The sequence below is a fragment of the Spirillospora sp. NPDC127506 genome (assembly GCF_040302145.1).
Lineage (GTDB): Bacteria > Actinomycetota > Actinomycetes > Streptosporangiales > Streptosporangiaceae > Spirillospora.
In genome coordinates this window covers 22,999-46,685 of the sequence record NZ_JBEORG010000014.1, presented here as the reverse complement: position 1 = coordinate 46,685, position 23,687 = coordinate 22,999, and the positions used below count along the sequence as shown (strand labels likewise).

At 72.2% G+C, this 23,687-nt stretch carries 24 protein-coding genes and 2 pseudogenes; 21 read left to right on the top strand and 5 right to left on the bottom strand.

Annotated features, from left to right (window positions below; all coding sequences use genetic code 11):
• Position 1: 1 nt before the first annotated feature.
• From ABTW95_RS15795 to ABTW95_RS15740, 12 genes and pseudogenes are all read left to right on the top strand, one after another.
• Positions 2 to 340: a P-II family nitrogen regulator gene (locus ABTW95_RS15795; protein WP_396445962.1), complete on the top strand. Its 339-nt coding sequence runs from the start codon at positions 2 to 4 to the stop codon at positions 338 to 340.
• Positions 341 to 348: 8 nt separating this feature from the next.
• Positions 349 to 2,715, top strand: coding sequence for a [protein-PII] uridylyltransferase (locus ABTW95_RS15790; RefSeq protein WP_500226628.1), 2,367 nt, complete (start codon positions 349 to 351; stop codon positions 2,713 to 2,715).
• 133 nt (positions 2,716 to 2,848) lie between these two features.
• On the top strand, positions 2,849 to 4,429 hold the full coding sequence (ffh, locus tag ABTW95_RS15785; RefSeq protein WP_396445898.1) for a signal recognition particle protein: 1,581 nt from the start codon (positions 2,849 to 2,851) through the stop codon (positions 4,427 to 4,429).
• 231 nt (positions 4,430 to 4,660) lie between these two features.
• Positions 4,661 to 5,110: a 30S ribosomal protein S16 gene (rpsP, locus tag ABTW95_RS15780; protein WP_396445899.1), complete on the top strand. Its 450-nt coding sequence runs from the start codon at positions 4,661 to 4,663 to the stop codon at positions 5,108 to 5,110.
• A gap of 2 nt (positions 5,111 to 5,112) precedes the next feature.
• Positions 5,113 to 5,355: an RNA-binding protein gene (locus ABTW95_RS15775; protein ID WP_067632131.1), complete on the top strand. Its 243-nt coding sequence runs from the start codon at positions 5,113 to 5,115 to the stop codon at positions 5,353 to 5,355.
• Positions 5,356 to 5,366: 11 nt separating this feature from the next.
• A complete protein-coding gene (gene rimM, locus ABTW95_RS15770) occupies positions 5,367 to 5,879 on the top strand; it encodes a ribosome maturation factor RimM (protein ID WP_500226627.1) in 513 nt (170 codons plus the stop codon).
• Positions 5,876 to 6,097: pseudogene (locus ABTW95_RS15765) on the top strand (tRNA (guanosine(37)-N1)-methyltransferase TrmD); the annotation flags it as partial. The gene rimM and the pseudogene ABTW95_RS15765, both read left to right, overlap by 4 nt.
• 357 nt (positions 6,098 to 6,454) lie before the next feature.
• Positions 6,455 to 7,015, top strand: a pseudogene (trmD, locus tag ABTW95_RS15760) (tRNA (guanine(37)-N(1))-methyltransferase); the annotation flags it as partial.
• Between the two features lie 118 nt (positions 7,016 to 7,133).
• Positions 7,134 to 7,484 carry a 50S ribosomal protein L19 gene (rplS, locus tag ABTW95_RS15755; protein ID WP_396445901.1) on the top strand — a complete coding sequence of 117 codons (351 nt, stop codon included), beginning with the start codon at positions 7,134 to 7,136 and terminating at the stop codon, positions 7,482 to 7,484.
• 168 nt (positions 7,485 to 7,652) lie between these two features.
• The gene (gene lepB, locus ABTW95_RS15750; RefSeq protein ID WP_396453730.1) at positions 7,653 to 8,522 is read left to right on the top strand and encodes a signal peptidase I; all 870 of its coding nucleotides are present in this window, start codon (positions 7,653 to 7,655) and stop codon (positions 8,520 to 8,522) included.
• Positions 8,523 to 8,934: 412 nt separating this feature from the next.
• On the top strand, positions 8,935 to 9,660 hold the full coding sequence (locus tag ABTW95_RS15745) for a ribonuclease HII (protein WP_396445903.1): 726 nt from the start codon (positions 8,935 to 8,937) through the stop codon (positions 9,658 to 9,660).
• Positions 9,657 to 9,971: a DUF2469 domain-containing protein gene (locus tag ABTW95_RS15740; RefSeq protein ID WP_396445904.1), complete on the top strand. Its 315-nt coding sequence runs from the start codon at positions 9,657 to 9,659 to the stop codon at positions 9,969 to 9,971. Before ABTW95_RS15745 ends, ABTW95_RS15740 begins: the two co-directional genes overlap by 4 nt.
• A gap of 91 nt (positions 9,972 to 10,062) precedes the next feature.
• On the opposite strand, the gene dprA is transcribed toward ABTW95_RS15740, so the two are convergent.
• Genes dprA through ABTW95_RS15725 form a run of 3 tightly spaced genes read right to left on the bottom strand, consistent with a single transcriptional unit; the run spans position 10,063 to position 13,156 of the window.
• A complete protein-coding gene (dprA, locus tag ABTW95_RS15735; RefSeq protein WP_396445905.1) occupies positions 10,063 to 11,253 on the bottom strand; it encodes a DNA-processing protein DprA in 1,191 nt (396 codons plus the stop codon).
• On the bottom strand, positions 11,250 to 12,803 hold the full coding sequence (locus tag ABTW95_RS15730) for a YifB family Mg chelatase-like AAA ATPase (RefSeq protein WP_396445906.1): 1,554 nt from the start codon (positions 12,801 to 12,803) through the stop codon (positions 11,250 to 11,252). The genes dprA and ABTW95_RS15730 overlap by 4 nt, the downstream gene beginning before the upstream one ends.
• Positions 12,803 to 13,156 (bottom strand): YraN family protein, encoded by a 354-nt coding sequence (locus tag ABTW95_RS15725; RefSeq protein WP_396445907.1) that lies wholly within the window; start codon positions 13,154 to 13,156, stop codon positions 12,803 to 12,805. Before ABTW95_RS15725 ends, ABTW95_RS15730 begins: the two co-directional genes overlap by 1 nt.
• 147 nt (positions 13,157 to 13,303) lie before the next feature.
• On the opposite strand from ABTW95_RS15725, the gene ABTW95_RS15720 reads away from it, so the two are divergent.
• On the top strand, positions 13,304 to 14,224 hold the full coding sequence (locus ABTW95_RS15720) for a tyrosine recombinase XerC (protein ID WP_396445908.1): 921 nt from the start codon (positions 13,304 to 13,306) through the stop codon (positions 14,222 to 14,224).
• Positions 14,225 to 14,449: 225 nt separating this feature from the next.
• Here ABTW95_RS15720 and ABTW95_RS15715 read toward each other — a convergent pair whose 3' ends face one another.
• Positions 14,450 to 15,130 (bottom strand): murein hydrolase activator EnvC family protein, encoded by a 681-nt coding sequence (locus ABTW95_RS15715; RefSeq protein ID WP_396445909.1) that lies wholly within the window; start codon positions 15,128 to 15,130, stop codon positions 14,450 to 14,452.
• Positions 15,131 to 15,513: 383 nt separating this feature from the next.
• Here ABTW95_RS15715 and rpsB point away from each other — a divergent pair, with 383 nt between their 5' ends.
• The 5 genes from rpsB to ABTW95_RS15690 all read left to right on the top strand — a co-directional run bounded on the left by rpsB (position 15,514) and on the right by ABTW95_RS15690 (position 19,866).
• Positions 15,514 to 16,413: a 30S ribosomal protein S2 gene (gene rpsB, locus ABTW95_RS15710; RefSeq protein ID WP_396445910.1), complete on the top strand. Its 900-nt coding sequence runs from the start codon at positions 15,514 to 15,516 to the stop codon at positions 16,411 to 16,413.
• Positions 16,414 to 16,496: 83 nt separating this feature from the next.
• A complete protein-coding gene (gene tsf / locus ABTW95_RS15705; protein WP_396445911.1) occupies positions 16,497 to 17,333 on the top strand; it encodes a translation elongation factor Ts in 837 nt (278 codons plus the stop codon).
• A gap of 150 nt (positions 17,334 to 17,483) precedes the next feature.
• On the top strand, positions 17,484 to 18,185 hold the full coding sequence (pyrH, locus tag ABTW95_RS15700) for a UMP kinase (RefSeq protein WP_396445912.1): 702 nt from the start codon (positions 17,484 to 17,486) through the stop codon (positions 18,183 to 18,185).
• A gap of 74 nt (positions 18,186 to 18,259) precedes the next feature.
• A complete protein-coding gene (frr, locus tag ABTW95_RS15695) occupies positions 18,260 to 18,817 on the top strand; it encodes a ribosome recycling factor (protein ID WP_396445913.1) in 558 nt (185 codons plus the stop codon).
• Positions 18,817 to 19,866 (top strand): phosphatidate cytidylyltransferase, encoded by a 1,050-nt coding sequence (locus ABTW95_RS15690; protein WP_396445914.1) that lies wholly within the window; start codon positions 18,817 to 18,819, stop codon positions 19,864 to 19,866. The genes frr and ABTW95_RS15690 overlap by 1 nt, the downstream gene beginning before the upstream one ends.
• On the opposite strand, the gene ABTW95_RS15685 is transcribed toward ABTW95_RS15690, so the two are convergent.
• Positions 19,863 to 21,008: a suppressor of fused domain protein gene (locus ABTW95_RS15685; protein ID WP_500226626.1), complete on the bottom strand. Its 1,146-nt coding sequence runs from the start codon at positions 21,006 to 21,008 to the stop codon at positions 19,863 to 19,865. The two genes, ABTW95_RS15690 and ABTW95_RS15685, sit on opposite strands and share 4 nt — an antisense overlap.
• 115 nt (positions 21,009 to 21,123) lie before the next feature.
• Here ABTW95_RS15685 and rlmN point away from each other — a divergent pair, with 115 nt between their 5' ends.
• From rlmN to ABTW95_RS15670, 3 genes are read left to right on the top strand one after another with little or no spacing between them, the layout of a single operon-like run.
• Complete coding sequence (rlmN, locus tag ABTW95_RS15680; RefSeq protein WP_396445916.1) at positions 21,124 to 22,260, top strand: dual-specificity RNA methyltransferase RlmN; 1,137 nt, start codon at positions 21,124 to 21,126, stop codon at positions 22,258 to 22,260.
• A 44-nt stretch (positions 22,261 to 22,304) separates the two neighbouring features.
• The gene (locus ABTW95_RS15675) at positions 22,305 to 22,808 is read left to right on the top strand and encodes a DivIVA domain-containing protein (protein ID WP_500226625.1); all 504 of its coding nucleotides are present in this window, start codon (positions 22,305 to 22,307) and stop codon (positions 22,806 to 22,808) included.
• Positions 22,809 to 22,867: 59 nt separating this feature from the next.
• Positions 22,868 to 23,683 carry a DUF1963 domain-containing protein gene (locus ABTW95_RS15670; protein ID WP_500226624.1) on the top strand — a complete coding sequence of 272 codons (816 nt, stop codon included), beginning with the start codon at positions 22,868 to 22,870 and terminating at the stop codon, positions 23,681 to 23,683.
• The last annotated feature ends 4 nt before the right edge of the window (positions 23,684 to 23,687 follow it).

Below are 23,687 nucleotides of genomic sequence, written 5' to 3'. Positions count from 1 at the left end.
GATGAAGCTCATCACGGCGGTCATCAAGCCGTTCAAGCTGGACGAGGTCAAGAAGGCCCTGGAGACCTTCGGGGTCAAGGGCATGACCGTCAGCGAGGCCAGCGGCTACGGGCGGCAGAAGGGCCACACCGAGGTCTACCGGGGGGCCGAGTACCAGGTCGACCTCGTGCCCAAGCTGCGGGTGGAGATCCTGGTCGACGCCGAGGACGCCGACGACATCATCGACGTGATCGTCCGCGCCGCCCGCACCGACAAGATCGGCGACGGCAAGGTGTGGGCGGTGCCGGTCGACACCGTCGTCCGCGTCCGCACCGGCGAGACCGGCCCGGAAGCCCTCTAGGACGCCCCGTGGCCATCACCGAGGCCGGCGGTGCGCAGGCGGCCCGCGACGCCCTGGCGGCGGCGCGGGCCGCACGCGCCGCCGACCTGGACCGCCGCCTCGCCTCCCTGCTGGCCGCCGCCTGCGACGCGGACGGGGTCGCGCTCGTCGCGGTCGGCAGCCACGCGCGCCGCGAGCTGACCCCCGGCGGCGACCTCGACCTCGTCCTGCTGCACCGCGGCCGCCCCGACATCGCCGGGATCGCGGACCGGGTCTGGTACCCGCTCTGGGACTCCGGGACGCGGCTCGACCACTCCGTCCGCACCGTCCACGAGGCGCGGACCGTCGCGCGCGGCGACATGAAGGCCGCCCTCGGCCTGCTGTCGGCGCGGCGCATCGCGGGCGACCACACCCTCGTGGACGAACTGCGCGCCGCCGTCCTCGCCGACTGGCGCGCCGACGCCGCCGTCCGGCTGCCCGAGCTGTCGGCGATGTGCCGCGACCGCTGGGAGGCCAAGGGGGAGCTGGCCTTCCTCCTGGAACCCGACGTCAAAGAGGCCCACGGCGGCCTGCGCGACGTCCACGTCATGCACGCGGTCGCCGCGTCCTGGGTGGCGTCCGGCCCGGACGGCCGCGTCCGCGCCGCCCACGACCTGCTCCTCGACGTCCGCCACGCCCTGCACGAGACCACCGGCCGCGCCACCGACCGGCTCGTCCTGCAGGAGCAGCAGGCCGTGGCCCGCGCCCTCGGCCTGCTGGACGCCGACGCCCTGCAGCGCTCGATCGTGGAGGCCGCCCGCACGATCACCTACGCGGGCTCCAACCTGTGGCGCCGAGTGGACCGCGTCACCCGGCCCCGCGGCTCCCAGGGCGTTCCCGGCCGGCTCCCCACCCCGGCCACCGGGCGCCGGCGGGCGATCCAGCGGCGCCCCGTCGGGGACGGCGCCGTCGAGCACGAGGGCGAGGTCGTCCTCGCGCGCAACGCCGACCTCGGCGACCCCGTCCTCGTCCTGCGCGTCGCCGCCGCCGCCGCGCAGGCCGGCCTCCCGCTCGCTCCCGCCACGGTCGCGAGGCTCGCCGAGCACGCCGCGCTGCCGCCCGCGCCGTGGCCCGCCGGCGCCCGCGACGCGCTCGTCTCCCTGCTCGGCGCCGGTCCCGCCGCCATCGCCGTCTGGGAGGCCCTCGACCAGGCCGGGCTGATCGTCCGGCTGCTGCCCGACTGGGAACGCGTCCGCAACCGCCCGCAGCGCAACCCGATCCACCGCTTCACCGTCGACCGCCACCTCGTGGAGACCGCCGCCGGCGCCGCCGCCCTCACCCGCGAGGTCGCCCGCCCCGACCTGCTCCTCGTCGGCGCCCTCCTGCACGACATCGGCAAGGGATGGCCCGGCGACCACTCGGCCGGCGGCGCCGTCGTCGTCCGCGACCTCGGCGCCCGCCTCGGCTTCCCCGACGACGACGTGCGCGTACTCGAAACGCTCGTCCGCCACCACCTGCTGCTCCCCGAGACCGCGACCCGCCGGGACATCGACGACCCGGTGACCGTCCAGACCGTCACCGCCGCCGTGTCGGAGGTGCCGGGCCGCGAACGCGAGATCCTCGACCTCCTCGCCGCCCTCGCGATCGCCGACGGAACCGCGACCGGGCCCGCCGCCTGGGGCGCCTGGAAGGCCGGCCTCGTCGCCGAACTCGCCCGCCGCTCCGCCGCCGCCCTCTCCGGCGGCACGCCCCCGCCCGCCCCCGACCCCTCACCGGACCACCTGGCCCTGGCCCGCCACGACGGCGCGGCGGTCCGCGTCGCGGGCTCCCGCATCACCATCGCCGCCCCCGACCGCCCCGGCCTCCTCTGGCGCGCCGCCGGCGTCCTCGCCCTGCACCGCCTGGCCGTCAAGACCGCCCGGACCACCTCCTCCCCGCACGCCGCCGCGCCCGCGGACACCGGGGCGGGGGAGGCCGGGGACGGCGCGGGGACCGCGGTGCTCGACTTCACGGCGGTGCCGGAGTTCGGGGCGCCGCCCGATCCGGCCGGGCTGGAGGCGGACCTGCGGCTCATGCTCGCGGGGCGGCTCGACGTGGCGGGGCGGCTGGAGCGCAGGGCGCGGTCGGTGCGGGTGCGGCCCGGGGCGGCGGCGCCCCCGCCGCGGGTCATGATCGTGGACGACGCCTCGCGGACGGCGACCGTCATCGAGGTGCGCGCCCACGACCGCCCCGGCCTGCTGTGGCGGGTCGGGCAGGCGCTCGGGGCGTGCGGGCTGCAGGTGCGCGCGGCCCAGGTCGACACCCTCGGGGCCGAGGCGGTGGACGTCTTCTACGTGGTGGACGGGGCGGGGCGCCCGCTCGACGACCCCGCCGCGCTCGCCGCCGTCCGGGAAGAGGTCCTCGCCGCCCTGCGTTGAAGCGGCGGCGGCGGCTCCGGCGCGGGCGCGTCGCGGAGCCTCCGGGAACGGGTCCGGCGAGGCGGGCGGGCCGGGCCGGTGACCCTATACGCTGATAGCGATCCCAGAAGCTTTCCAAGGACGGTCCAGACACGTGTTCGAGACGCTCTCCGACCGGTTGACGACGGTCTTCTCGTCCCTGCGCAGCAAGGGCCGGCTCTCCGAGGCCGACATCAACGCGACGGCCCGCGAGATCCGGATCGCGCTGCTCGAGGCCGACGTCGCGCTGCCCGTCGTCAAGGACTTCATCGCGCAGGTCAAGGAGCGGGCCGCCGGCGCGGAGGTCTCGCAGGCGCTGAACCCGGCGCAGCAGGTCGTCAAGATCGTCAACGAGGAGCTCATCGAGATCCTCGGCGGCGAGACCCGCCGGCTCCGGCTGGCCAAGACGCCGCCCACCGTGATCATGCTCGCGGGTCTGCAGGGCGCCGGCAAGACCACCCTCGCCGGCAAGCTCGCCCGGTGGCTGAAGCAGGAGGGCCACACCCCGATGCTGGTGGCCGCCGACCTGCAGCGGCCCAACGCCGTCCAGCAGCTCCAGGTCGTCGGCGAGCGGGCCGGGGTGCCGGTGTTCGCGCCCGAGCCGGGCAGCGGCGTCGGCGACCCGGTCGACGTGGCGCGCCGCTCGCTCGACCAGGCCCGGCACGCCCAGCACGACATCGTCGTCATCGACACCGCGGGCCGCCTCGGCGTCGACGCGGAGATGATGCAGCAGGCCATCGACATCCGCGACGCCGTCCAGCCCGACGACATCCTCTTCGTCGTGGACGCCATGGTCGGCCAGGACGCGGTCAACACCGCCCAGGCGTTCATGGACGGCGTCGGCTTCGACGGCGTCGTCCTCACCAAGCTCGACGGCGACGCGCGCGGCGGCGCGGCGCTGTCGGTGCGGCACATCACCGGGCGCCCGATCATGTTCGCCTCGACGGGCGAGAAGCTGGAGGACTTCAGCGTCTTCCACCCCGACCGCATGGCGGGCCGGATCCTCGACATGGGCGACATCCTCACCCTGATCGAGCAGGCCGAGCAGGCGTTCGACGCCGAGCAGGCCGAGAAGATGTCCACCAAGTTCGCGTCGGGCGAGGACTTCACCCTCGAGGACTTCCTCGAGCAGATGATGATGATCCGCAAGCTCGGCCCGATCGGGAACCTGCTCGGGATGATGCCGGGCATGGGGCAGGTCCGCGACCAGATCAGCCAGATCGACGACAAGGACCTGGACCGCATCGCCGCGATCATCCGCTCGATGACCCCGCAGGAGCGCGCCCAGCCCAAGATCATCAACGGCTCCCGCCGCGCCCGCATCGCCAAGGGCTCCGGCGTGTCCGTCGGCGAGGTCAACAGCCTCGTCACCCGGTTCTTCGACGCGCAGAAGATGATGCGCCAGATGGCCGGCGGCATGGGGCTGCCCGGCATGCCCGGCGGGCGGAAGAAGGCGGCGAAGGCGGCAGCCAAGAAGAACCGGAAGGGCAAGCAGCGCAGCGGCGACCCGCGCAAGCGCGCCGCCGGCAAGAACCGGCAGCCCGCCGCGGACGGCATGCCCCAGTCGCTCCCGCCGGGCCTCGGCGGCCCCGGCGGCGCCGGCCAGGACGGACTTCCCCCCGGCCTCGCGGGCCGGCTCCCGCCGGGCTTCCAGATGCCCGACCTGGGCAAACTGCAGAACCGCAAGAAGAAGTGACCGCGGGCCCCGCGGTCCCCGCGGCGCCATGGCGGGCGAGTCGGGGACACGGGGCCTTGCGATTGCACCTTCGCGCCGAACGTCTGGCAGAATGACAGGCTGGAAACCCGGAACCGCGAGGCGCCCTCTCTCGTCCTGCGCGGCCGGAGTCCATCGGGCGGCCGTGAGCCGGTGTTCCCCACCTGGCGCGGGCTCGTCCACCCAGTTATGAAATCGGAGTACACCACACCCGTGGCAGTCAAGATCAAGCTCAAGCGTCTGGGGAAGATCCGGAACCCGCAGTACCGGATCGTCGTGGCCGACGCCCGCACCAAGCGGGACGGGCGCGCCATCGAGGAGATCGGCCTCTACCAGCCGAAGCAGGAGCCCTCGCTCATCAAGATCGACTCCGAGCGGGCGCAGTACTGGCTCGGTGTCGGCGCGCAGCCGACCGAGCCCGTCCTGAACCTGCTGAAGATCACCGGCGACTGGCAGAAGTTCAAGGGCGAGCCGGGCGCCGAGGGCACCCTCAAGGTCGCCGAGCCCAAGCCCGACAAGAAGGCCGCCTTCGAGGCCGCCGTCAAGGAGTCCCTGGGCGAGGACGAGGCCGCCGGCACCGCGACCCGCGGCAAGAAGAAGGCCGAGCCGAAGAAGTCCGAGGCCAAGGCCGCCGAGACCGACGAAGCCAAGAGCGAGGGCTGACAGTGCTCGAAGAAGCGCTCGAGCACCTGGTCCGCGGGATCGTCGAGAACCCGGACGACGTCCGGGTCCGCGCCCGCCGGATCCGGGGCGGCCGGGTCCTGGAGGTGCGCGTGCACCCCGAGGACCTCGGGAAGGTCATCGGCCGCGGCGGCCGCACCGCCAAGGCCCTCCGCACGGTGATCAGCGCCCTCTCCGGGGGCCGCTACGTGCGCGTTGACCTGCTCGACGTCAACGAGGTCCGCTGAGTGGCGTTCCGATGAGCGAACCGCTCGTGGTGGGACGTATCGGACGGCCGCACGGGGTCCGCGGCGAGATGACCATCGACGTCCGCACGGACGAGCCGGACATCCGGTTCGCCGCGGGCACCGAGATCGCCACCGACCCCGGCGCCGCCGGTCCGCTCACCGTCGAGCGGACCCGCTGGCATTCGGGACGCCTGCTCGTGCGCTTCGCCGGGATCGGCGACCGCGACGCCGCCGAGGCCCTGCGCGGCACGTGGCTCGTCGTCGACCCCGGTGACATCCCCCCGTCCGCCGACCCGGACGACTTCCACGACCAGGAGCTGATCGGCCTCGCCGTGGTCACCGCTGACGGCGCCGACGTCGGCGCCGTCGCCGACGTGCTGCACCACGGCCAGGACCTGCTCGTCGTGCGCGGCCCCGGCGGGGAGAAGCTCGTGCCGTTCGTGGCCGCGCTCGTCCCCGAGGTGGACGTCCCCGGGGGGCGGCTCGTCATCGACCCGCCCCCCGGACTGCTCGACGAACCATGAGAATCGACATCGTCACGATCTTCCCCGAGTACTTCGCCCCCCTCGACCTCTCCCTCCTGGGCAAGGCCCGCCGCGCCGGCCTGCTGGACGTCCGCGTCCACGACCTGCGCGACTGGACCCACGACCGCCACCGCACCGTCGACGACACCCCCTACGGCGGCGGCCCCGGCATGGTCATGAAACCCGACCCCTGGGGCGAAGCCCTGGACGCCATCGCCCCACCCCCTCCCGAAAACCACGGGCAGCCGTCGGCCACCGAGGCCACACCCGCCGCCGGACACGCGGCACTCTCCAACACCCAGTCACCCGGCGCCCCGGAGCCCGCCGGACCAGGTGGCCACGCGTCCCCCACCGACACCGCGTCGGGCCCCGGGGACGTGCCGACCGGCGGGCACCAGTCGCCCGGCGGCGTTTCGCCGGATCCTGGGGATGTCTCGGCCGGTGGGGGGCAGTCGCCTGGCGGCGTTTCGTCGGGCCCCGGGGACGTGTCGGCCGGCGGATCCGCGTCGGCCGGTGGGGATCAATCGGCTGGCGGTGCCGCGTCGGCGACTGAAGAGGCGTCAAATGGGGGCGGAGCGTCTGGGGCGGTGCCGCGGCTGATCATTCCGACGCCGAGCGGGCGGCCGTTCACGCAGGCCGACGCGGTGCGGTACGCGGAAGAGCCTTGGCTGGTGTTCGCCTGCGGACGCTACGAGGGCATCGACTCCCGCGTCGCCGAGGAGGCCCGCACCCGCATGCCCGTGGACGAGGTCAGCCTCGGCGACTTCGTCCTCGCCGGCGGCGAGGTCGCCGTCCTGGTGATGATCGAGGCGATCGCGCGGCTCGTGCCCGGCGTGCTCGGCAACGCCGACTCCGTCGCGGACGACTCCTTCGCCCCGGGCGCCATGGAGTCGCTCCTGGAGGGCCCCGTCTACACCAAGCCCCCCGTCTGGCGGGATCGGCCGGTTCCGGACGTCCTCCTGTCGGGCCACCACGGCGCGATCGCCCGCTGGAGGCGCGACGAGGCGCTCCGCCGGACCGCCCGGCACCGCCCCGAACTGCTCGCCCGCCTCGCACCGGAGGACCTCGACGACCGGGACCGCGCGGTCCTGCGCGAGGCCGGTTTTCCGGTTGACTCCGAAGGTATGGCAGACTAGAGCGTCCGTGCCTCCACAGCGCACGGCACCCCAAGACCACTTCCCGCGGCGCGACGCCCCCATGAACATCCCACCGGGGCCTCTCGACGCCCGCGTTCGACCACGAGGAACAGCTGCGATGCACACCCTGATCCAGGAGATCGAGAAGAAGGCGATGCGCACCGACGTCCCGGACTTCCGTCCGGGCGACACGCTCAAGGTGCACGTGCGCGTCACCGAGGGAAACCGTAGCCGTATCCAGGTCTTCCAGGGCGTGGTGATCCGGCGGCAGGGCGGCGGCGCGCGCGAGACGTTCACCGTCCGCAAGGTCAGCTACAGCGTCGGCGTCGAGCGGACCTTCCCGATCAACAGCCCGTCGATCGACAAGATCGAGGTCGTCACCCGCGGCGACGTGCGCCGCGCCAAGCTCTACTACCTGCGCAACCTCCGCGGCAAGGCGGCCCGCATCAAGGAGAAGCGCGAGCACTGAGCCGATGGACCACGACGCCCCGGGAACCCGCGAGGGTGCCCGGGGCGTTGCCCGTTCCGGACCGGCGCGAGCGCCGCTGACGCCCGCGACACGCCCGCGGGCGGCGTCCCGCAGGCCCCGCGGCGCTAGGCTTTCGCTCTGATGACTGACGAGGACGATCGGAGAGACGTGCGATCCGAAGCCGAGGGCGCGGTGCCCGAAGAGAAGGAGCCAGTGGACTCGGCCGAGGACTCCGAAGACGGCGGTAAGAAGCAGAAGAAGCAGGGATCGTTCTGGAAGGAACTCCCCGTCCTCATCGTCGTCGCCGTCGTGCTGGCCCTCGTCATCAAGGCCTTCGCGGTCCAGGCGTTCTACATCCCGTCCGGCTCCATGGAGAACACCCTCCAGGTCGGCGACCGCGTCCTCGTCAACAAGATCGTGTACCACACCCGGGACATCGCCCGCGGCGACGTGATCGTCTTCAACGGCCTCGACTCCTGGGACCCCGAAGTCCAGGTGGACGAGCCCGGCAACCCGGTCTCCAAGGCGCTGCGCGCCGTCGGCACCGCGTTCGGCGTGGCGCCCAACGAGAAGGACTACATCAAGCGCGTCATCGGCATCCCCGGCGACCACGTCAAGTGCTGCGACGCCCAGGGCCGCGTCACCGTCAACGGCGTCCCCCTCGACGAGAAGTCCTACATCTTCACCGACCCGATCACGCACGAGCAGAACAAGCCGTCCAACGACCCGTTCGACGTCACCGTGAAGCCGGGCCAGCTCTGGGTCATGGGCGACCACCGCGAACTCTCCTACGACTCCCGCTCCCACCGCGGCGACCCGGGCGGCGGCACGATCCCCATCGACCGCGTCATCGGCCGCGCCTTCGTCATCGTCTGGCCCCTCGACCGCATCAGCACCCTTCCGATCCCCGGCACCTTCAAGCAGCGCGGCCTGGAGAAGCCGGCGGCCGCCGCCCTCCCCGCCACTCCGTACGCCCTCGGCGCCCTCTGCACCCTCCCCCTCGCCTACCTGCGCCGCCGTCGGCTGAAAGCCACCTGACCGAGGTCCCAACCACCGCAAGCACAAACGACCCCGGCCACGCACGGCCCCACGCACGCCCCACGCACGCCCCACGCACGCCCCACGCACGGCCCCACGCACGGCCTGCGCACGGCCGGCCGCCGCCCCGGCGGAACTGCGGCAGCCCACACTCCGCGACCACAACGGCCCGGGCCGCCTCCCAGGTACCGCTTCCAGCTGCCTGCCACCCGCCCGCCCACAACGGGGGTCGGGCGCACGGCACCCGGAGAGCGAATCGGACAGGCGAAGGCGCTTGGTCGTGTGTTCGCGCCGCCTGTTGCCTCGCGTGCGCTGGTGTTTCGCGAAGTCTGTCGTGGTTCGGGAGTGGACATGGTGGGCTATCGCGGGCAATCGGAGCGAGGCGTCGGTGCGTGGACGTACGCTGCGGAGCATGAAGGGACGTCCTCTCCGCTTCACCCCCCGCCGGGACGCAGGGCTGTTCGCGTTCGAGCGCGCCTTGGCCCATGGCGGGTTCAGCCCCGTGGCCGGCGTCGACGAGGCGGGGCGCGGGGCCTGCGCGGGGCCGCTCGTGGTGGCAGCGGTGATCCTGCAGGGAGGACGCGGAAGGATCGACGGTCTCACCGACTCCAAGCTGCTCACCCCCGCGCGTCGCGAAGAGCTGTACGCGGAGATCACCGAGCGCGCGTACGCGTGGAGCGCGATCGTCATCCCGTGCCACGACATCGACCGGATCGGCCTCCACCGGTGCAATGTCACCGGGATGCGGCGGGCCCTGGCCGCCCTGGACAAGCGGCCCGCCTACGTCCTCAGCGACGGCTTCCGCGTGCCGGGGCTGGACGTCCCCGGCCTGGCGATGATCAAAGGCGACCAGGCCGCGGCGTGCGTGGCGGCGGCGTCCATCGTCGCCAAGGTCACCCGGGACCGGATCATGGTGGAGCTCCACGAGCGGTACCCCCAGTACGGTTTCGACGTCCACAAGGGCTACGTGACCCGCGCGCACGGCGAGGCGCTCACCGCGCACGGTCCGTGTCCAGAGCATCGGTTCTCCTACGTCAACGTCGGGCGGGCCTTGCGCAACAATGGAGATGTGGGCTTGGGGGAGGAGACCGAGGGGGAGGTCTCCGGCGAAGGCCGCGCGGAAGGGGCACGAGCGTGAGCGCCGAGGAGCTCGAGAAGTACGAGACCGAGATGGAGCTGCAGCTCTATCGCGAGTACCGCGACGTCCTCGGCCTGTTCAGCTACGTCGTCGAGACCGAGCGCAGGTTCTACCTCACGAACTCCGTCGACCTTCAGGTGCGCAACACCGATACCGGCGATGTCTTCTTCGAGGTCACGATGCAGGACGCGTGGGTCTGGGACATGTACCGCCCTGCCCGCTTCGTCAAGAATGTGCGTGTTGTCACGTTCAAGGACGTGAACGTCGAAGAACTCGCCAAGAGCGATTTCGAACTCCCCTCTGAGGAGTAGCCCGCGATCGGTGGACGTCCGCGGCTTTCTCCGAGTCCCGTGGCCTCGGTGCTCGCCGGCGCGGATTTCTCTTCCTGAAGCGGGCTCGGGGTCATTTCGGCTCCTCGGGCGGAGAGTCCGGGATGTTGGGTTCTTCGGCTGGGCCATTGGGGGATTTCCCGGACTTCGTGAGGCGCCAGCCGGAGGGGGCGCGTTCGATGAAGCCGGCCGCCGACAGGAGGCCCAGTTTCGCGTTGACCGTGGTCAGGTCGACGCCCGCCTTGACGGCGAGCTGCGCGGGGCCGGCCGCGCCGCGGGCCGGGAGCGCCTCCAGGACGGACCTGGTGACCGGTTCGAGGCGGTCGCGGGCGAGGACGGGGGTGCTGGGCGGTGGCGCCAGGTCGGCGCCGATGCGCCCCACCGCCTCGATGATCTCCTCGGGGCGCGTGACCAGCGTGACGCCCTCCTCCCGCAGGAGCCGGTGGCAGCCGACCGAGGAGCGGGACGTGATCGGCCCGGGCACGGCCATCACCACCCGGCCGAGTCTGGACGCCCAGCCGGCCGTGTTCAGGGCGCCGCTGCGGGCCTCCGCCTCGACGATGACCGTGCCGCGGGACAGCGCCGCGATCACCCGGTTGCGGACGAGGAACCGCAGCCGGTGCGGGTGGGTCCCCGGCGGCGACTCGCTCACCAGCAGGGACCGCCGCGCCATCTCGGCGAACAGCCCCTCGTTGGACGCCGGGTAGGGGACGTCCACCCCGTTGGCGAGGACCGCGACGGTCGGGCCGTCCGCGGCCAGCGCACCCCGGTGGGCGGCCGCGTCGATCCCGAGGGCGCCGCCGGAGATCACCGTCCAGCCGCCGTCGGCGAGGTCGGACGCGAAATCGGCGGCGGCGCGCAGTCCGTAGGGGGACGCGGCGCGGGAACCGACGACGGCGACCGAACGCAGGCAGGAGTAGCGCAGGTCGCCGGGGCCGCGCAGCCACAGCGCGTAGGGGCGTCCGGTGCCGAGATCGTCGAGGGTCGTCGGCCATTCGGGATCTCCCGGGCAGATGAGTCGGCCGCGGAACTGGGCGCAGACCGCCATGTCCTGGTCGGGTTCCGCGGCGATGAGGCGGATCCGCCATTGGCCGAGGCGCCGGACCTCCTTGGGAGTGGCGTCGATGGAGCTGGGGAGCCGAGCCGTGCGGACCGCTTCGAGGGCCCCCTCCGGGCCGCAGTGGTCGATGATGCGGTTGAGGAACGCGTCGCCCGGCTCGGCGACGGCGGTGAGGGTGGCGCGGGCGGTTCTCTCGTCGCTCATTGGCGCCCCGCGGACCACAGGGCGAGCGCGCCGCCGACGTCGTCCGGCCCGGGTTCGTCGTGGCCTGCCAGGTCGGCGATGGTCCAGGCGACCCGCAGGATGCGGTCGAGGCCGCGTGCGCTCAGCGTGCCCCGCTGCAGGGCCTCGTCGGCCGCCCGCATCGCCTCCGCGGAGGGGGTGAAGCGCTTGCGCAGCTCCGGGCCGGGGACCTCGGAGTTCGAACGCCACGGGGTGCCGGCGAGGCGGTGGCGCGTCCGTTCCCTGGCGAGCTGGACGCGTTCGGCCACCACCTTGCTGGACTCGGCGAACTCCAGGTCGTAGCGGAGTTCGGCCCGGCTGGCCGGTGTCAGCTCCAGTTTGAGGTCGATGCGGTCGAGGAGCGGGCCGGTCACGCGGCCGGCGTACTTGCGGCGGACGCCCGGGGCGCAGGAGCAGTCGATCTGCTTTGCCGCGGCGCACGGGCACGGGTTCGCCGCGAGGACGAGCGTGAACCGTGCGGGGAACTGCGCGATGCCCTCGATGCGGGAGATGCGGACGACGCCCTCTTCGAGGGGCTGGCGCAGGGCGTCCAGCGTCCCCAATTGGAACTCCGGCGCCTCGTCCAGGAAAAGGATCCCCCGGTGCGCGAGGGACACGGCGCCCGGCTGCAGAACCCGGCCCGACCCGCCGCCGACCATCGCCGCCCGCGAGGCGGTGTGATGCGGGGCATAAAACGGCGGCTGGGTGATCAGCGGCTGACCCGGGCGGAGGGTTCCGGCGACCGAGTGGATCGCGGTGACCTCCAGCGCGATCTCGGGTTCCAGGGGCGGCAGCAGCGTCGGCAGCCGCTCCGCCAGCATCGTCTTGCCGCAGCCCGGCGGCCCGGCGAAGAACAGGTGGTGCCCTCCCGCCGCGCTGATCTCCAGCGCGCGGCGGGCCTCGGCCTGCCCCCGGACGTCGGCCAGATCCAGATCGGGCGAGATCTCCTGCCGCCTGATGGCGTACCCGTCGGGGGGAAGGGCGAAGTCGTCCTCCTCGTCCTCCTCGATGGGCGGCGGCTCGTCGCGCAGGGTGCACAGCAGCCCGCGCAGCGTGCTCGCCGACACCACCTGCATGCCGGGGACGAGTTCGGCTTCCGCGGCGTTCGCCTGGGGGACCACGACCGTCCGGCAGCCCCGGTTGGCGGCGGCCAGCACGGCGGGGAGTATCCCCTGGATCGGACGTATGCGGCCGTCCAGGCCGAGTTCGCCGATCAGCACCATCCCGGCGCAGCTTCGCGCGGGGATGACCTCCGCCGCCGCGAGCAGCGAAATGGCGATGGCGAGGTCGAACGTGGAGCCCTTCTTCGGCATGCTCGCCGGGAACAGCGACACCGTGACATGGCGGTTGGGCCAGTCTTCTCCGGAGTTGAAGATGGCGGCGCGGACGCGGTCGCGGGCCTCGCTGAGCGCCGTGTCCGGGAGGCCGACCAGATGCAGGCCGGGGACGCCGCTGGTGATGGCCGCCTCCACGTCGACGACGAAGCCGTCCACCCCGACGAGCGACACCGAGCGGGTCTTCGCGAGCGTCATCAGCACACCTCCCGCAGGTGGTCGATCGAGAATCCGTCGCCGTCCCCGGTCAGGCCGAGGACGTCGACCCGCATGGGGGCGCCGCCGACCCCGTGGGCGGCGGCCCACCGCCAGGCCAGCCGCCGTAACCGCGCCGCCTTCTCGGTGGTGACCGCTTCGACGGGATCGCCGAACCGGGCGGATCTGCGCGTCTTCACCTCGCAGACGACGTGCCGGCGCCCGTCGTGGGCCACGATGTCCAGTTCGCCTTCGCGGCATCGCCAGTTGCGGTCGAGGATCGTCCAGCCGAGGCCGACGAGGTAGTCGACGGCGGCGTCCTCACCGCGCCGGCCGAGACCGATATGAGCGTTCACGGGTTCCTCACCTCCGGCTTCGACACTGCCGGGAGGTGACGACGCGTAGCCATGAAACGACAATCTGTGGATAACCCGCCTGGAGATTTGCGGCGATTCGTGGGCCACCCCCGTCGGTGCTTGCGCCGGCCGGATCGTTGGCGCAGCGTGGCGGATGTGACGAACGCGCTGGAGGACGCCGTAGCCGACTTCGGACGCCATCTCAGCGCCGAACGGGACGTGTCGCCGCACACGCTGCGGGCCTATCTGGGCGATCTGGCCGACCTGTGCGCATATGCCGCCGTCATCGGCGTCACCGAACCCGCCGACCTGGACGTCTCGTTACTGCGGGCCTGGCTCGCACGCCAGCACGCCCTAGGCCGTTCCCGCGCCACCCTGGCCCGCCGGACGGCGGCCGCCCGCGCATTCACCCGGCACCTGCACAGGACGGGACTCCTTCAGGACGATCCAGGGCTGCTCCTGGGCGCCCCCAAGCGGCAGCGTGACCTCCCTGACGTCCTCAACCAAGAGCACGCGGCGCGCCTCCTCGACACCATGGACGCCCAAGGCCCTCTCGGCCTCCGTGACCTGGCCGTCCTGGAGGTGCTCTACGGCACGGGCGTCCGTGTCAGCGAACTCTGTGGACTCGACATCGACGACCTGGACACCGGGCGCAGGACGCTCCGCGTCCTCGGCAAGGGCGGACGGGAACGCATCGTCCCGATAGGCGAACCGGCCGTCCGCGCCGTCCAAGACTGGCTTCGCGCGGGGCGCCCTTCCTTCGCCACCGGGGACAGCGGCCCCGCGCTCTTCCTGGGCGTCCGCGGGGGACGCCTCCACCCGACCACCGCGCGCCGCATCGTCCACGACCGGATCTCCGAGGTCGGCCAGGTCCCCGACCTGAGCCCCCATGGGCTCCGCCACAGCGCAGCCACACACCTGCTAGAGGGCGGCGCCGACCTGCGCAGCGTCCAGGAGATCCTGGGCCACGCCTCCCTCCAGACCACCCAGCTCTACACCCATGTCTCAGCCGAACGGCTGAAGCAGGTTCACCGCCAAGCCCACCCCCGCAGCACCCACCCGGACTGAGGGTGATGGAGGAGTCGGACGCCCCCGGCATCTCCCCGACTGGCTGACCAAGGCTCATCAACGGGATCCGTCGATCATGCCTGGAGGTGCTCGTATCCCCCGCCGCCCCCAGCAACGGCACGTCCGCCGCGTGACCGTACTGCCCAGGCGCGAGAAATCCGGGGCTGGTCGTGACGTTGGAGGGGGCCGCCGCCCCCCGCGTGCGGGGGGCGGCGGCCTCGGGTGTCAGGGGGTTCGGCGCAGGCGGCGTTCTTGGGACAGGTTGATCACGCCCGGTGGGTGACGGCGGCGGCGGTGGAGGCGGAAGCGGATACGGGTACGGCGCCAGACGAAGGCCGCGGTCAGTGTCAGGAGCATGCCCGTCAGCGCTCCGCCCGTCGCCGTGGTCGCATCGCGCAGGGCCATTCGGGGCTCCGGCGGTTCGGGCGAGGGGCTCGCAGAGCGGCGCGGCCACTGGGGGAGGAGGCGTACCCGGTGCTGGACGAGGTTGAGCGGGTCGAGGTAGAGGGCACCGCGGCGCAGCCCCCAGTGAAGGCACGGGACGCGGCAATGCCGGCCGCGCTCCAGGACCCCGATGCGCGTGCCGGACGCGACCAGGCGTCCCACATGCACGCTCGGGCGGACGGGAAGATACGTCGTGCGCAGCGGCCCGTGGTCGATCGCCACGACGCCGCGCCCCGCCAGGCGGTCGGCGTAGGAGACGCGCCCCGGCCCGGTGGCGTAGACGGCCTGCCCGGGGCGGCCGGCGAGATCCACCCCGCGATGGCCCGGCCCCCACGGGCTGGACGGCGGCGAGAAGCCCCGGAGCACCCGCGGCGCGGGCGGGCCCAACGGCCAGCGCCATGCGTCCAGACCGGGTCCGCCGACGGCGATCACGCAGGTGAGCAGCAGGCTGAGCAGCGTCATGCACCGCAGCCTGCCGGGCCCGCGGCGCCGCGTCGACGGGGTCGGCGAACTGTGGATAACCCCGCGGACCGTTGATGCCCGGACGCGTCGGCGCCCTGATAATCTGTGGGGGTGCCCGGAAGGACACCGGCCAGGGCCAGGCCGTCATCGATCCGCCTCCGGGTGGGGAGACGAGAAGCCGCTCCCGGAACGACAGGCTCAGACCCGGCAACGGGCCGGCCGCGTGGGACGCCCCACGGCGGCTGATTTCACGCGTCCGCATGCCACCGCACTCGGTGGGGCGCAGTCCCTAGGTCCGTCGCACGGCGACGGTGGGGCCGCACCCGGGCGCAGGCAGACAACCGAATGCGGCCCGGCAGGGCCAGAGAAGGAGAGCACGGGCAATGGCACCCGTCGTCACCATGCGGCAGCTCCTTGAGAGCGGCGTCCACTTCGGCCACCAGACCCGCCGGTGGAACCCGAAGATGAAGCGCTTCATCCTCACCGAGCGCAACGGCATCTACATCATCGACCTGCAGCAGTCGCTGTCCTACATCGACCGCGCGTTCGAGTTCGTCAAGGCCACGGTGGCCCACGGCGGCACGATCCTGTTCGTCGGCACCAAGAAGCAGGCGCAGGAGTCCATCGCCGAGCAGGCCACCCGGGTCGGCATGCCCTACGTGAACCAGCGCTGGCTGGGCGGCATGCTCACCAACTTCTCCACCGTCCACAAGCGGCTCACCCGGCTCAAGGAGCTGGAGGAGATCAACTACGACGACGTGGCCGGCTCCGGCATGACCAAGAAGGAGCTGCTCGGCCTGCGCCGCGAGAAGGACAAGCTGGAGCGCACCCTCGGCGGCATCCGCGACATGGCGAAGGTTCCGAGCGCCATCTGGATCGTGGACACCAAGAAGGAGCACATCGCGGTCAACGAGGCCAAGAAGCTCGGTATCCCGGTCGTGGCGATCCTCGACACCAACTGCGACCCCGACGAGGTCGACTACCCGGTCCCGGGCAACGACGACGCCATCCGCAGCGTCAGCCTGCTGACCCGCGTGGTCGCCGACTCCGTCGCCGACGGCCTCCTCGCGCGCGCGGGCGCCGCGACCGGAGGGGACGAGAAGCCCGCCGAGGGCGCCGCCCCCGCCGGCAACGCCGAGCCGCTGGCCGAGTGGGAGCGCGACCTGCTGGAGAACAAGCCGTCCGAGGGCGCCGAGCCGCAGGCTGCGGCGGAGGCCCCCGCGGCCGCGCCGGCCGACGAGGCCGCCGAGGCGCCGAAGCCCGCCGAGGCCGAGCAGGCTTGATCCCGCGGTCCCGGCGGCCCCGCACGGGCGCCGCCGGGACCGTCGCGGGTCCACGACCAACGACGAGAGAAGCGAAGAGAGCGATGGCCAACTTCACCGCCGCTGACGTCAAGCGGCTGCGCGACCTGACCGGCTCCGGCATGATGGCCGTGAAGAACGCCCTCACCGAGGCGGACGGCGACTTCGAGAAGGCGACGGAGCTGCTGCGCCTCAAGGGCGCCAAGGACGTCGGCAAGCGCGCCGAGCGCACCGCCGCCAACGGCCTCGTCGCCGAGCACTTCAACGGCTCGGGCGACGGCGCCCTGCTGGAGCTCAACTGCGAGACCGACTTCGTCGCCAAGAACGCGCAGTTCATCGAGCTGGCCCAGCGCCTTGTCGAGTTCGCCGCCGGCAGCGGCGCCGCCGACGCGGCCGCCCTGCTGACCGCCGAGATCGAGCCCGGCAAGACCGTCCAGGCCCTGATCGAGGAGAACAGCGCCAAGATCGGCGAGAAGCTGGAGCTGCGCCGCTTCGCCCACTTCACGGGCGCCTACGTGGCCAGCTACCTGCACAAGTCCGACCCGTCCCTGCCGCCGACCACCGGCGTGCTGGTCGAGCTGGACAAGGAGAACCCCGAGGTCGCCAAGGACGTCGCGCAGCAGATCGCCGCGATGGCGCCGAAGTACCTCACCCGCGAGGAGATCCCCGCCGAGGTGATCGAGAAGGAGCGGGCGCTCGCCGAGCAGCTCACCCGCGACGAGGGCAAGCCCGAGAAGGCCATCCCCAAGATCGTCGAGGGCCGGGTGAACGCCTACTTCCGCGACTTCGTCCTCGTGGAGCAGGCGTTCGTGAAGGACAACAAGAAGACGATCGCCAAGGTCCTCGACGAGGCCGGTGTGAAGGTCGTCCGCTTCGCCCGGTTCAAGGTCGGGCAGGCGTAGGGGCACTCTGGAGACAGGGACCCGAGAGATACCGCGACGAACGAGGAGGCCGCCGACGTGCCGGACAAGACGACCACTAGCGCGACGGCGGCCTCGTCGTCCGACGGGCACGGCGCCCGCGGGCACGCGCCCCGGGACGGCTGGAAGCGGGTGCTGCTGAAGCTCTCGGGCGAGGCCTTCGCCGGGCGCGAACCGCTCGGCATCGACCCCGAGGTCGTCCAGCACGTCGCTGAGGCCGTCGCCGAGGCCGTCCGGGACGGCGTGCAGGTCGCGGTCGTCTGCGGCGGCGGCAACATGTTCCGCGGCGCCGTGATGGCCGAGCGCGGCATGGACCGCGGCCGCGCCGACTACATGGGGATGATCGGCACCGTCATCAACTGCCTCGCCCTGCAGGACTTCCTGGAGAAGCTGGGGCTGGACACGCGGGTGCAGACCGCCATCACCATGAGCCAGGTGGCCGAGCCGTATATTCCGCGGCGCGCCATCCGGCACCTGGAGAAGGGCCGCGTGGTCATCTTCGGCGCGGGTCTCGGGCAGCCTTTCTTCTCCACCGACACCACCGCCGCCCAGCGTGCCCTGGAGATCGGCGCAGAAGCGGTACTGAAGGCCACCCAAGTGGACGGTGTGTACGACGCCGATCCACGGAAGAATCCAGACGCGGTCAAGTTCGACCATTTGGATTACGGTGAAGTCCTACAGCGGGGCCTGAAGGTCATGGACGCCACGGCCATCAGTCTCTGCATGGACAACGCTCTCCCCATCGTGGTCTTCGACCTCATGGGGCAGGGCAATATCGTCCGGGCCGTCCGGGGTGAGAAGATCGGCACGCTGGTCAGCCCGGCACAGGGCTGACCGCAGCCCCCGCGGCGCTCCGGCGCGCCGCGGAACCGCACAACCAGGGCCGACCAGATGACATGGGAGTCACAGTGATCGACGAGACCCTCCTCGAGGCCGAGGAGAAGATGGAGAAGGCGGTCGCGGTCGCCAAGGAGGACTTCCAGGCCATCCGCACCGGCCGGGTAACCCCCGCGATGTTCAACAAGATCACCGCCGAGTACTACGGGACGCCGACGCCGATCAACCAGCTCGCGTCGTTCACGCTGCCGGAGCCGCGGATGGTCATCGTCCAGGTCTTCGACAAGTCGTCCATGCAGGCGGTGGAGAAGGCGATCCGCGAGAGCGACCTCGGCGTGAACCCCACCAACGACGGCAACGTCATCCGGGTCGTGTTCCCCGAGCTGTCGGAGGAGCGCCGCAGGGAGTTCATCAAGGTCGCCGGGAGCAAGGCCGAGGAGAGCCGGGTCTCCATCCGCAACATCCGGCGCCGCGCCAAGGACACCCTCGACAAGCTCGCCAAGGACGGCGAGGCCGGCGAGGACGAGGTACGGCGTGCCGAGAAGGAGCTCGAAGACATGACGCACCGCTACGTTGCGCAGATCGACGAGCTGCTCGAGCACAAGAAGGCCGAACTGCTCGAGGTTTGATGGAACTCGACGATGCCGGGGAGCCCTCGGGTTCCCCGGACGAGCCGGAGGTCGACATGGCCGGCCCGCCCCCCGGAGAAGCGCTCGACTCGCCCTCCGAGCAGGACGGTCCCTCGAAGGACGTCCCCGCCGAGGAGGCGCCGCCGGTCGGTGCCACCGCCGCGGCCCCGCCCCTGAGGCAAGGGGCCTCCGAGGCGTCCGCGGATGCGCCGGCTGGGGCTTCCGAGGGGAAGCGGGAGAGCAGGACCGGCCGGAACCTGCCGCTCGCCATCGGCGTGGGCGTCGCGCTGGGCGCGCTGGTGCTGGTGTCGCTCTACACGGTCAAGGAGATCTTCCTTGCCGTGATGATCGTGTTCCTCTTCCTCGGCATGCGGGAGCTGACCGAGGCGTTCAAGAGCCGCGACATCCGCGTCCCGTTCATCCCCGTCGCCACCGGCATGGTGGGCACACCGGTCGTCTCGTATGTGTGGGGGCCCACCGCCACGGTGGCGGCGGTGTCCCTGACGGTGCTGGCGCTGCTGATGGTGCGGATGACCGAGGGCGCCGCCGGATACGTGCGGGACGTCGCCGCCGGGTCGTTCGTGGCCGGCTACCTGGTGCTGATGGGCGGCATCGTCGCGCTGCTCATGCGGCCTGACGACGGCGACCACCGCATCGTCATCTTCATCGCGACGACCGTCGCCAGCGACATCGGCGGCTACTTCGCGGGGTCGTTCCTGGGCAAGCACAAGCTCGCCCCCACGATCAGCCCCAAGAAGACATGGGAGGGCGTCACCGGCTCCGCCATCACGTGCATGGCCGTGGGCGGGTGGCTCGTCTGGTGGCTGCTGGACGGCGGGCAGGTCTGGCAGGGCGTCGTCATCGGGCTCGCCGCCGTGGTCACCGCGACCGCAGGCGACCTCGTCGAGTCGATGATCAAGCGGGATCTCGGCATCAAGGACATGGGAACGCTCCTACCGGGCCACGGCGGGGTGATGGACCGCCTCGACTCGCTGGTCGCGACGGCCCCCGTCGTGTGGCTTTTCCTGGAGCTGTTCCTCCCGACCTAAGAGATGACCCAGGAGCGGCCCTGCTGCGCCAGGCGCCGGATCAGCGCGTCCGATCCCTCGCTCTTCGCGTAGCGGTGCTCCTCGCCGGTGATGGGGACGAGCCACAGCCACCGGACGGCATCCCCGTTGAGCGTGAACCCGCCCATGGCGGGGGCCTCAGGGCCAGCCAGACGGCTCGGGTCGTCCAGGAGCAGCACGCCCTCCCAGGACGACTCGCCGCTGCTCAGGGGGAACGTGCGGGCTTCGTGGTACCACTTGACGACGTCCCCGGGGGCGAACCACGTCACCGACCGCCACGGGTACTGAGCCAGCCAGGGGAAGATGCTGCCGGCCTTCTGGCTGGGGAGCGTGCTGGCGACGGCGAGTTCGATCCGCGCGTAGGGCGCGACATCGTCCTCGTACAGCTCGACCGTGGGCATGCGTTGGCGGCTCATCCCGACCGTGCTCAACACCGTGAAATCGCGGCCGCTCCTCGCAGGACGCTCCGAAACCCCGACCGTGGGGGCGACACCCGTCCTCCCGCCGGCCAGCTGCCGTCCGACGTCGTGCCAGTAGTGGCCGCTCGGGCCGAGCCGCTGCAGCAGGTGTCCGAGCACCGACTGCTGGAACTCCGCCCAGGAACCGTCGGCCCTGCACCGCTTCCAGTGCTCGCGCGCCAGGTCGATGCGGGGGCCGAAGTCCTCGATCTCCTCGTCCAGCGGGAACGCGAAGGGGCTCTGGCGCACGGCGTCGCGCGCGTACCCGGGGATGCCGCGCCCCATGTCCGACCAGCCGGGTATCACGAACAGGGGGTCGCCCGCCTCCAGGACGGCGACGCCGTCGCCCTCCTCGAACCACACGACTTCCAGGGACTTGGCGTCCAGCGCCTTGCGTCCCGACGGATCGCGCAGGTGGGACGCCGGGAGGAGGGGCGGGCGGCCCGCGTCCAGCCGGGACTGGTCCAGCTCCGGCGGGGCCTTGCGGTGGTTCGCGACCCATGTCGCGCCGACCACCGAGTCCCGCGCGTCCTTCAGGTAGGCCACGGTGACGTCGCCGTCGGTCTCGACGACGAGCCGCCGGCTGCCGTACGGGCTCGCCGCGGCGTGGACGACCTTGGCCGCGGACCCCCGGGACGAGACACCGCCCTTACGCAAAACCGACATGATCGAGACCTTAGTCGCAGACAAGGTCATGTGCAGGAATGTCGCCCTACCGGGACGGGCGTCCTTGCCGCGGACGGACGATGCACGGGCCGGTGTTTGCGACACTGGAAGGACCATGTCTGCGACCCAGCCCGCCACCGCGCCCGAGAAGACCCCGGCGAAGCTCGTCTTCGCCGCGCCGAGGCGCGCCAAGCCGCCGAGGCACCTCGCCGACCTCACCGCGGCGGAGCGCCGCGAGGCGGTCGCCGAGCTGGGGGAGAAGCCGTTCCGCGCCGACCAGCTGTCCAGGCACTACTTCGCCCGTCTGGTGGACGACCCGGCCGAGATGACCGATCTGCCCGCCGCCGTCCGCGAGCGCCTGGTGTCGGAGCTGCTGCCCACGCTGCTGACGCCCGTCCGCGAACTGGACTGCGACGGCGGGACGACGCTCAAGACCGTCTGGAAGGCGTTCGACGGCGTCCTGTTCGAGTCGGTGCTCATGCGCTACCCCGACCGGGCCACGATGTGCGTCTCGTCCCAGGCGGGGTGCGGCATGAACTGCCCCTTCTGCGCGACGGGTCAGGCCGGGCTCACACGTAACCTCTCCACCGCCGAGATCGTGGAACAGGTCGTCGCGGGCGCGCGCGCACTGGCGCGCGGACGCATCCCGGGCGGGCCCGGACGCGTCTCCAACATCGTCTTCATGGGCATGGGCGAGCCCCTGGCCAACTACAAGGCCGTCATAGGCGCGGTGCGCCGCATCACCGATCCGGCACCCGCCGGGCTGGGCATCTCCCAGCGTTCTGTCACCGTGTCCACGGTGGGGCTCGTCCCTGCGATCGAGAAGCTCGCCGCGGAGGACATGTCGGTCCGGCTGGCGGTGTCCCTGCACGCGCCCGACGACGAGCTGCGGGATGACCTCGTCCCCATCAACAACCGGTGGAAGGTGTCCGAGGTCCTGGACGCGGCCTGGGCCTACGCCGACCGCAGCGGGCGCCGCGTCTCGATCGAGTACGCCCTCATCAAGGACGTCAACGACCAGGCGTGGCGGGCTGATCTTCTCGGAAGGCTCTTGCGCGGGAATCTCGTTCACGTCAATCTGATCCCGTTGAACCCGACGCCGGGGTCCAAGTGGACCGCCTCCCGGCCGGAGGACGAGCGCGAGTTCGTCAGGCGCCTGGAGGCCCACAGAGTCCCGGTCACGGTGCGCGACACTCGGGGCAGGGAGATCGACGGGGCCTGCGGGCAGCTGGCCGCGTCGGCGAAGGACTGAGCCGCGGGCGTGCCCTGCGCCCCGCTGGCGCGAGCGGAGGAGTGGTGAGGACGGGCGCGCGGTTGCCGGTGGTCATGCGCGGCTATGACCGGCACCAGGTCGACACGCTGCTGAAGCGGGTCTCCCAGGCGCTGGACGGTGGGCCGCCGATCACCGTGGACGAGGTGCGCGAGACCCGCTTCGACGTCGTCCTGCGCGGTTACGACCACCGGGCGGTGGACGAGCTGCTCCGCGAGTGCATCAGGGAGCTGCAGGCTAAGGGGCCGGTCGCGGAACGCGCCGGGAGGCCGCGCGCACGACCCGACTGGCTGATCAACTGGATCCAGAACGCCCGGTTCGCCAGCAGCGGCCTGCGCGCCGGCTACGACGTCCGGGACGTCGACGCCTTCCTGGACCGCGTGATCGCCGGCCTGCGCGGGACCGCCCCGCCCGTGACGGCCCGCGACGTGCGGGAGACCGTCTTCCGCGTCGTCCGGTTGCTGCCCGGCTACGAGGAGCAGGAGGTCGACCGCTTCCTGGTGCAGCTCGCGAGCGCACTGGAATGCTGAGTTATCCACAATTTCGCGGACCCCTGCACGCAGCGTCCCGTTAGCGCGACGCTACGTGCATGGACCTCATCGCGCACTTCCGCCGGCTCCGCCTCCTGCTCGACGCCTTCCTCGCCCCGGAGATCACCGCCCTCCTGCTGCCCCTGGCCAGGCCGGCGCTGCGCCTCGGCGCCGGCGACGGCGCCCCCGTCCGCCTCGGCGGCGCGCCCCTCCTCCCGCCGGACGAGCCCTGGCCCGAGTGGAACGGCCGCCCCCTCGACTTCCTGGGCGCGATCGACTTCGCCGACCTGGCGCGCTTCGGCGACATACCGGGCCTGCCCACCTCGGTCATCGCGTTCTACTACGCGGCGGAGACGCCCCGCCCCTGGGGAGACGAACCCTCGCACTGGGGCGGCTGGCGCGTCTTCACCGGGCCTCTCCGACCCGCCGCGCCCGAGAGGGCCCTGTATCCCGAGACCGCGCTGGCCGCGACCCCGTTCCTCTCCCTGCCCTCACCTCAGGAGCCCGCCGTCCAGCGCCTGGAGACGATCAACAGCGGCGTCCTGCCGGTCTACGCGCAGCTCCACGCCGCCTGGACGCGCCACACCTGGGCGGAGAACGCGCCGGCGCACCAGCTGGGCGGCTGGCCGGTCCTCGTCCAGCGCCCGCTCGGCCCCGACTGCGTCTACGCCTCGACGGGCCGCACCCTGGTCTCCCCGAACTCGCCGGCCCTCACCCCGGACGAGCAGCGCACGGCCGAAGAGTGGCGCCTCCTGCTCCAGCTCGACTCCGACCCCCGCCTCGGCTGGTACTGGGGCGACCCGGGCCGCCTCTACTTCTGCAACCGGCAGAACACCCCTCCGGAGGAGACCTGGCTGACCCTCCAAGCCGCCTGACCCA

Bases quoted from the DNA above. Each gene is read 5' to 3' on its own strand.
- ABTW95_RS15795 (WP_396445962.1), top strand. From the start codon at position 2: ATGAAGCTCATCACGGCGGTCATCAAGCCGTTCAAGCTGGACGAGGTC.
- rimM (WP_500226627.1), top strand. From the start codon at position 5,367: ATGAGCGAACCGCTCGTGGTGGGACGTATCGGACGGCCGCACGGGGTC.
- rplS (WP_396445901.1), top strand. From the start codon at position 7,134: ATGCACACCCTGATCCAGGAGATCGAGAAGAAGGCGATGCGCACCGAC.
- ABTW95_RS15745 (WP_396445903.1), top strand. From the start codon at position 8,935: ATGAAGGGACGTCCTCTCCGCTTCACCCCCCGCCGGGACGCAGGGCTG.
- dprA (WP_396445905.1), bottom strand. From the start codon at position 11,253: ATGAGCGACGAGAGAACCGCCCGCGCCACCCTCACCGCCGTCGCCGAG.
- ABTW95_RS15730 (WP_396445906.1), bottom strand. From the start codon at position 12,803: ATGACGCTCGCGAAGACCCGCTCGGTGTCGCTCGTCGGGGTGGACGGC.
- ABTW95_RS15715 (WP_396445909.1), bottom strand. From the start codon at position 15,130: ATGACGCTGCTCAGCCTGCTGCTCACCTGCGTGATCGCCGTCGGCGGA.
- rpsB (WP_396445910.1), top strand. From the start codon at position 15,514: ATGGCACCCGTCGTCACCATGCGGCAGCTCCTTGAGAGCGGCGTCCAC.
- tsf (WP_396445911.1), top strand. From the start codon at position 16,497: ATGGCCAACTTCACCGCCGCTGACGTCAAGCGGCTGCGCGACCTGACC.
- ABTW95_RS15690 (WP_396445914.1), top strand. From the start codon at position 18,817: ATGGAACTCGACGATGCCGGGGAGCCCTCGGGTTCCCCGGACGAGCCG.
- ABTW95_RS15685 (WP_500226626.1), bottom strand. From the start codon at position 21,008: ATGTCGGTTTTGCGTAAGGGCGGTGTCTCGTCCCGGGGGTCCGCGGCC.
- rlmN (WP_396445916.1), top strand. From the start codon at position 21,124: ATGTCTGCGACCCAGCCCGCCACCGCGCCCGAGAAGACCCCGGCGAAG.
- ABTW95_RS15670 (WP_500226624.1), top strand. From the start codon at position 22,868: ATGGACCTCATCGCGCACTTCCGCCGGCTCCGCCTCCTGCTCGACGCC.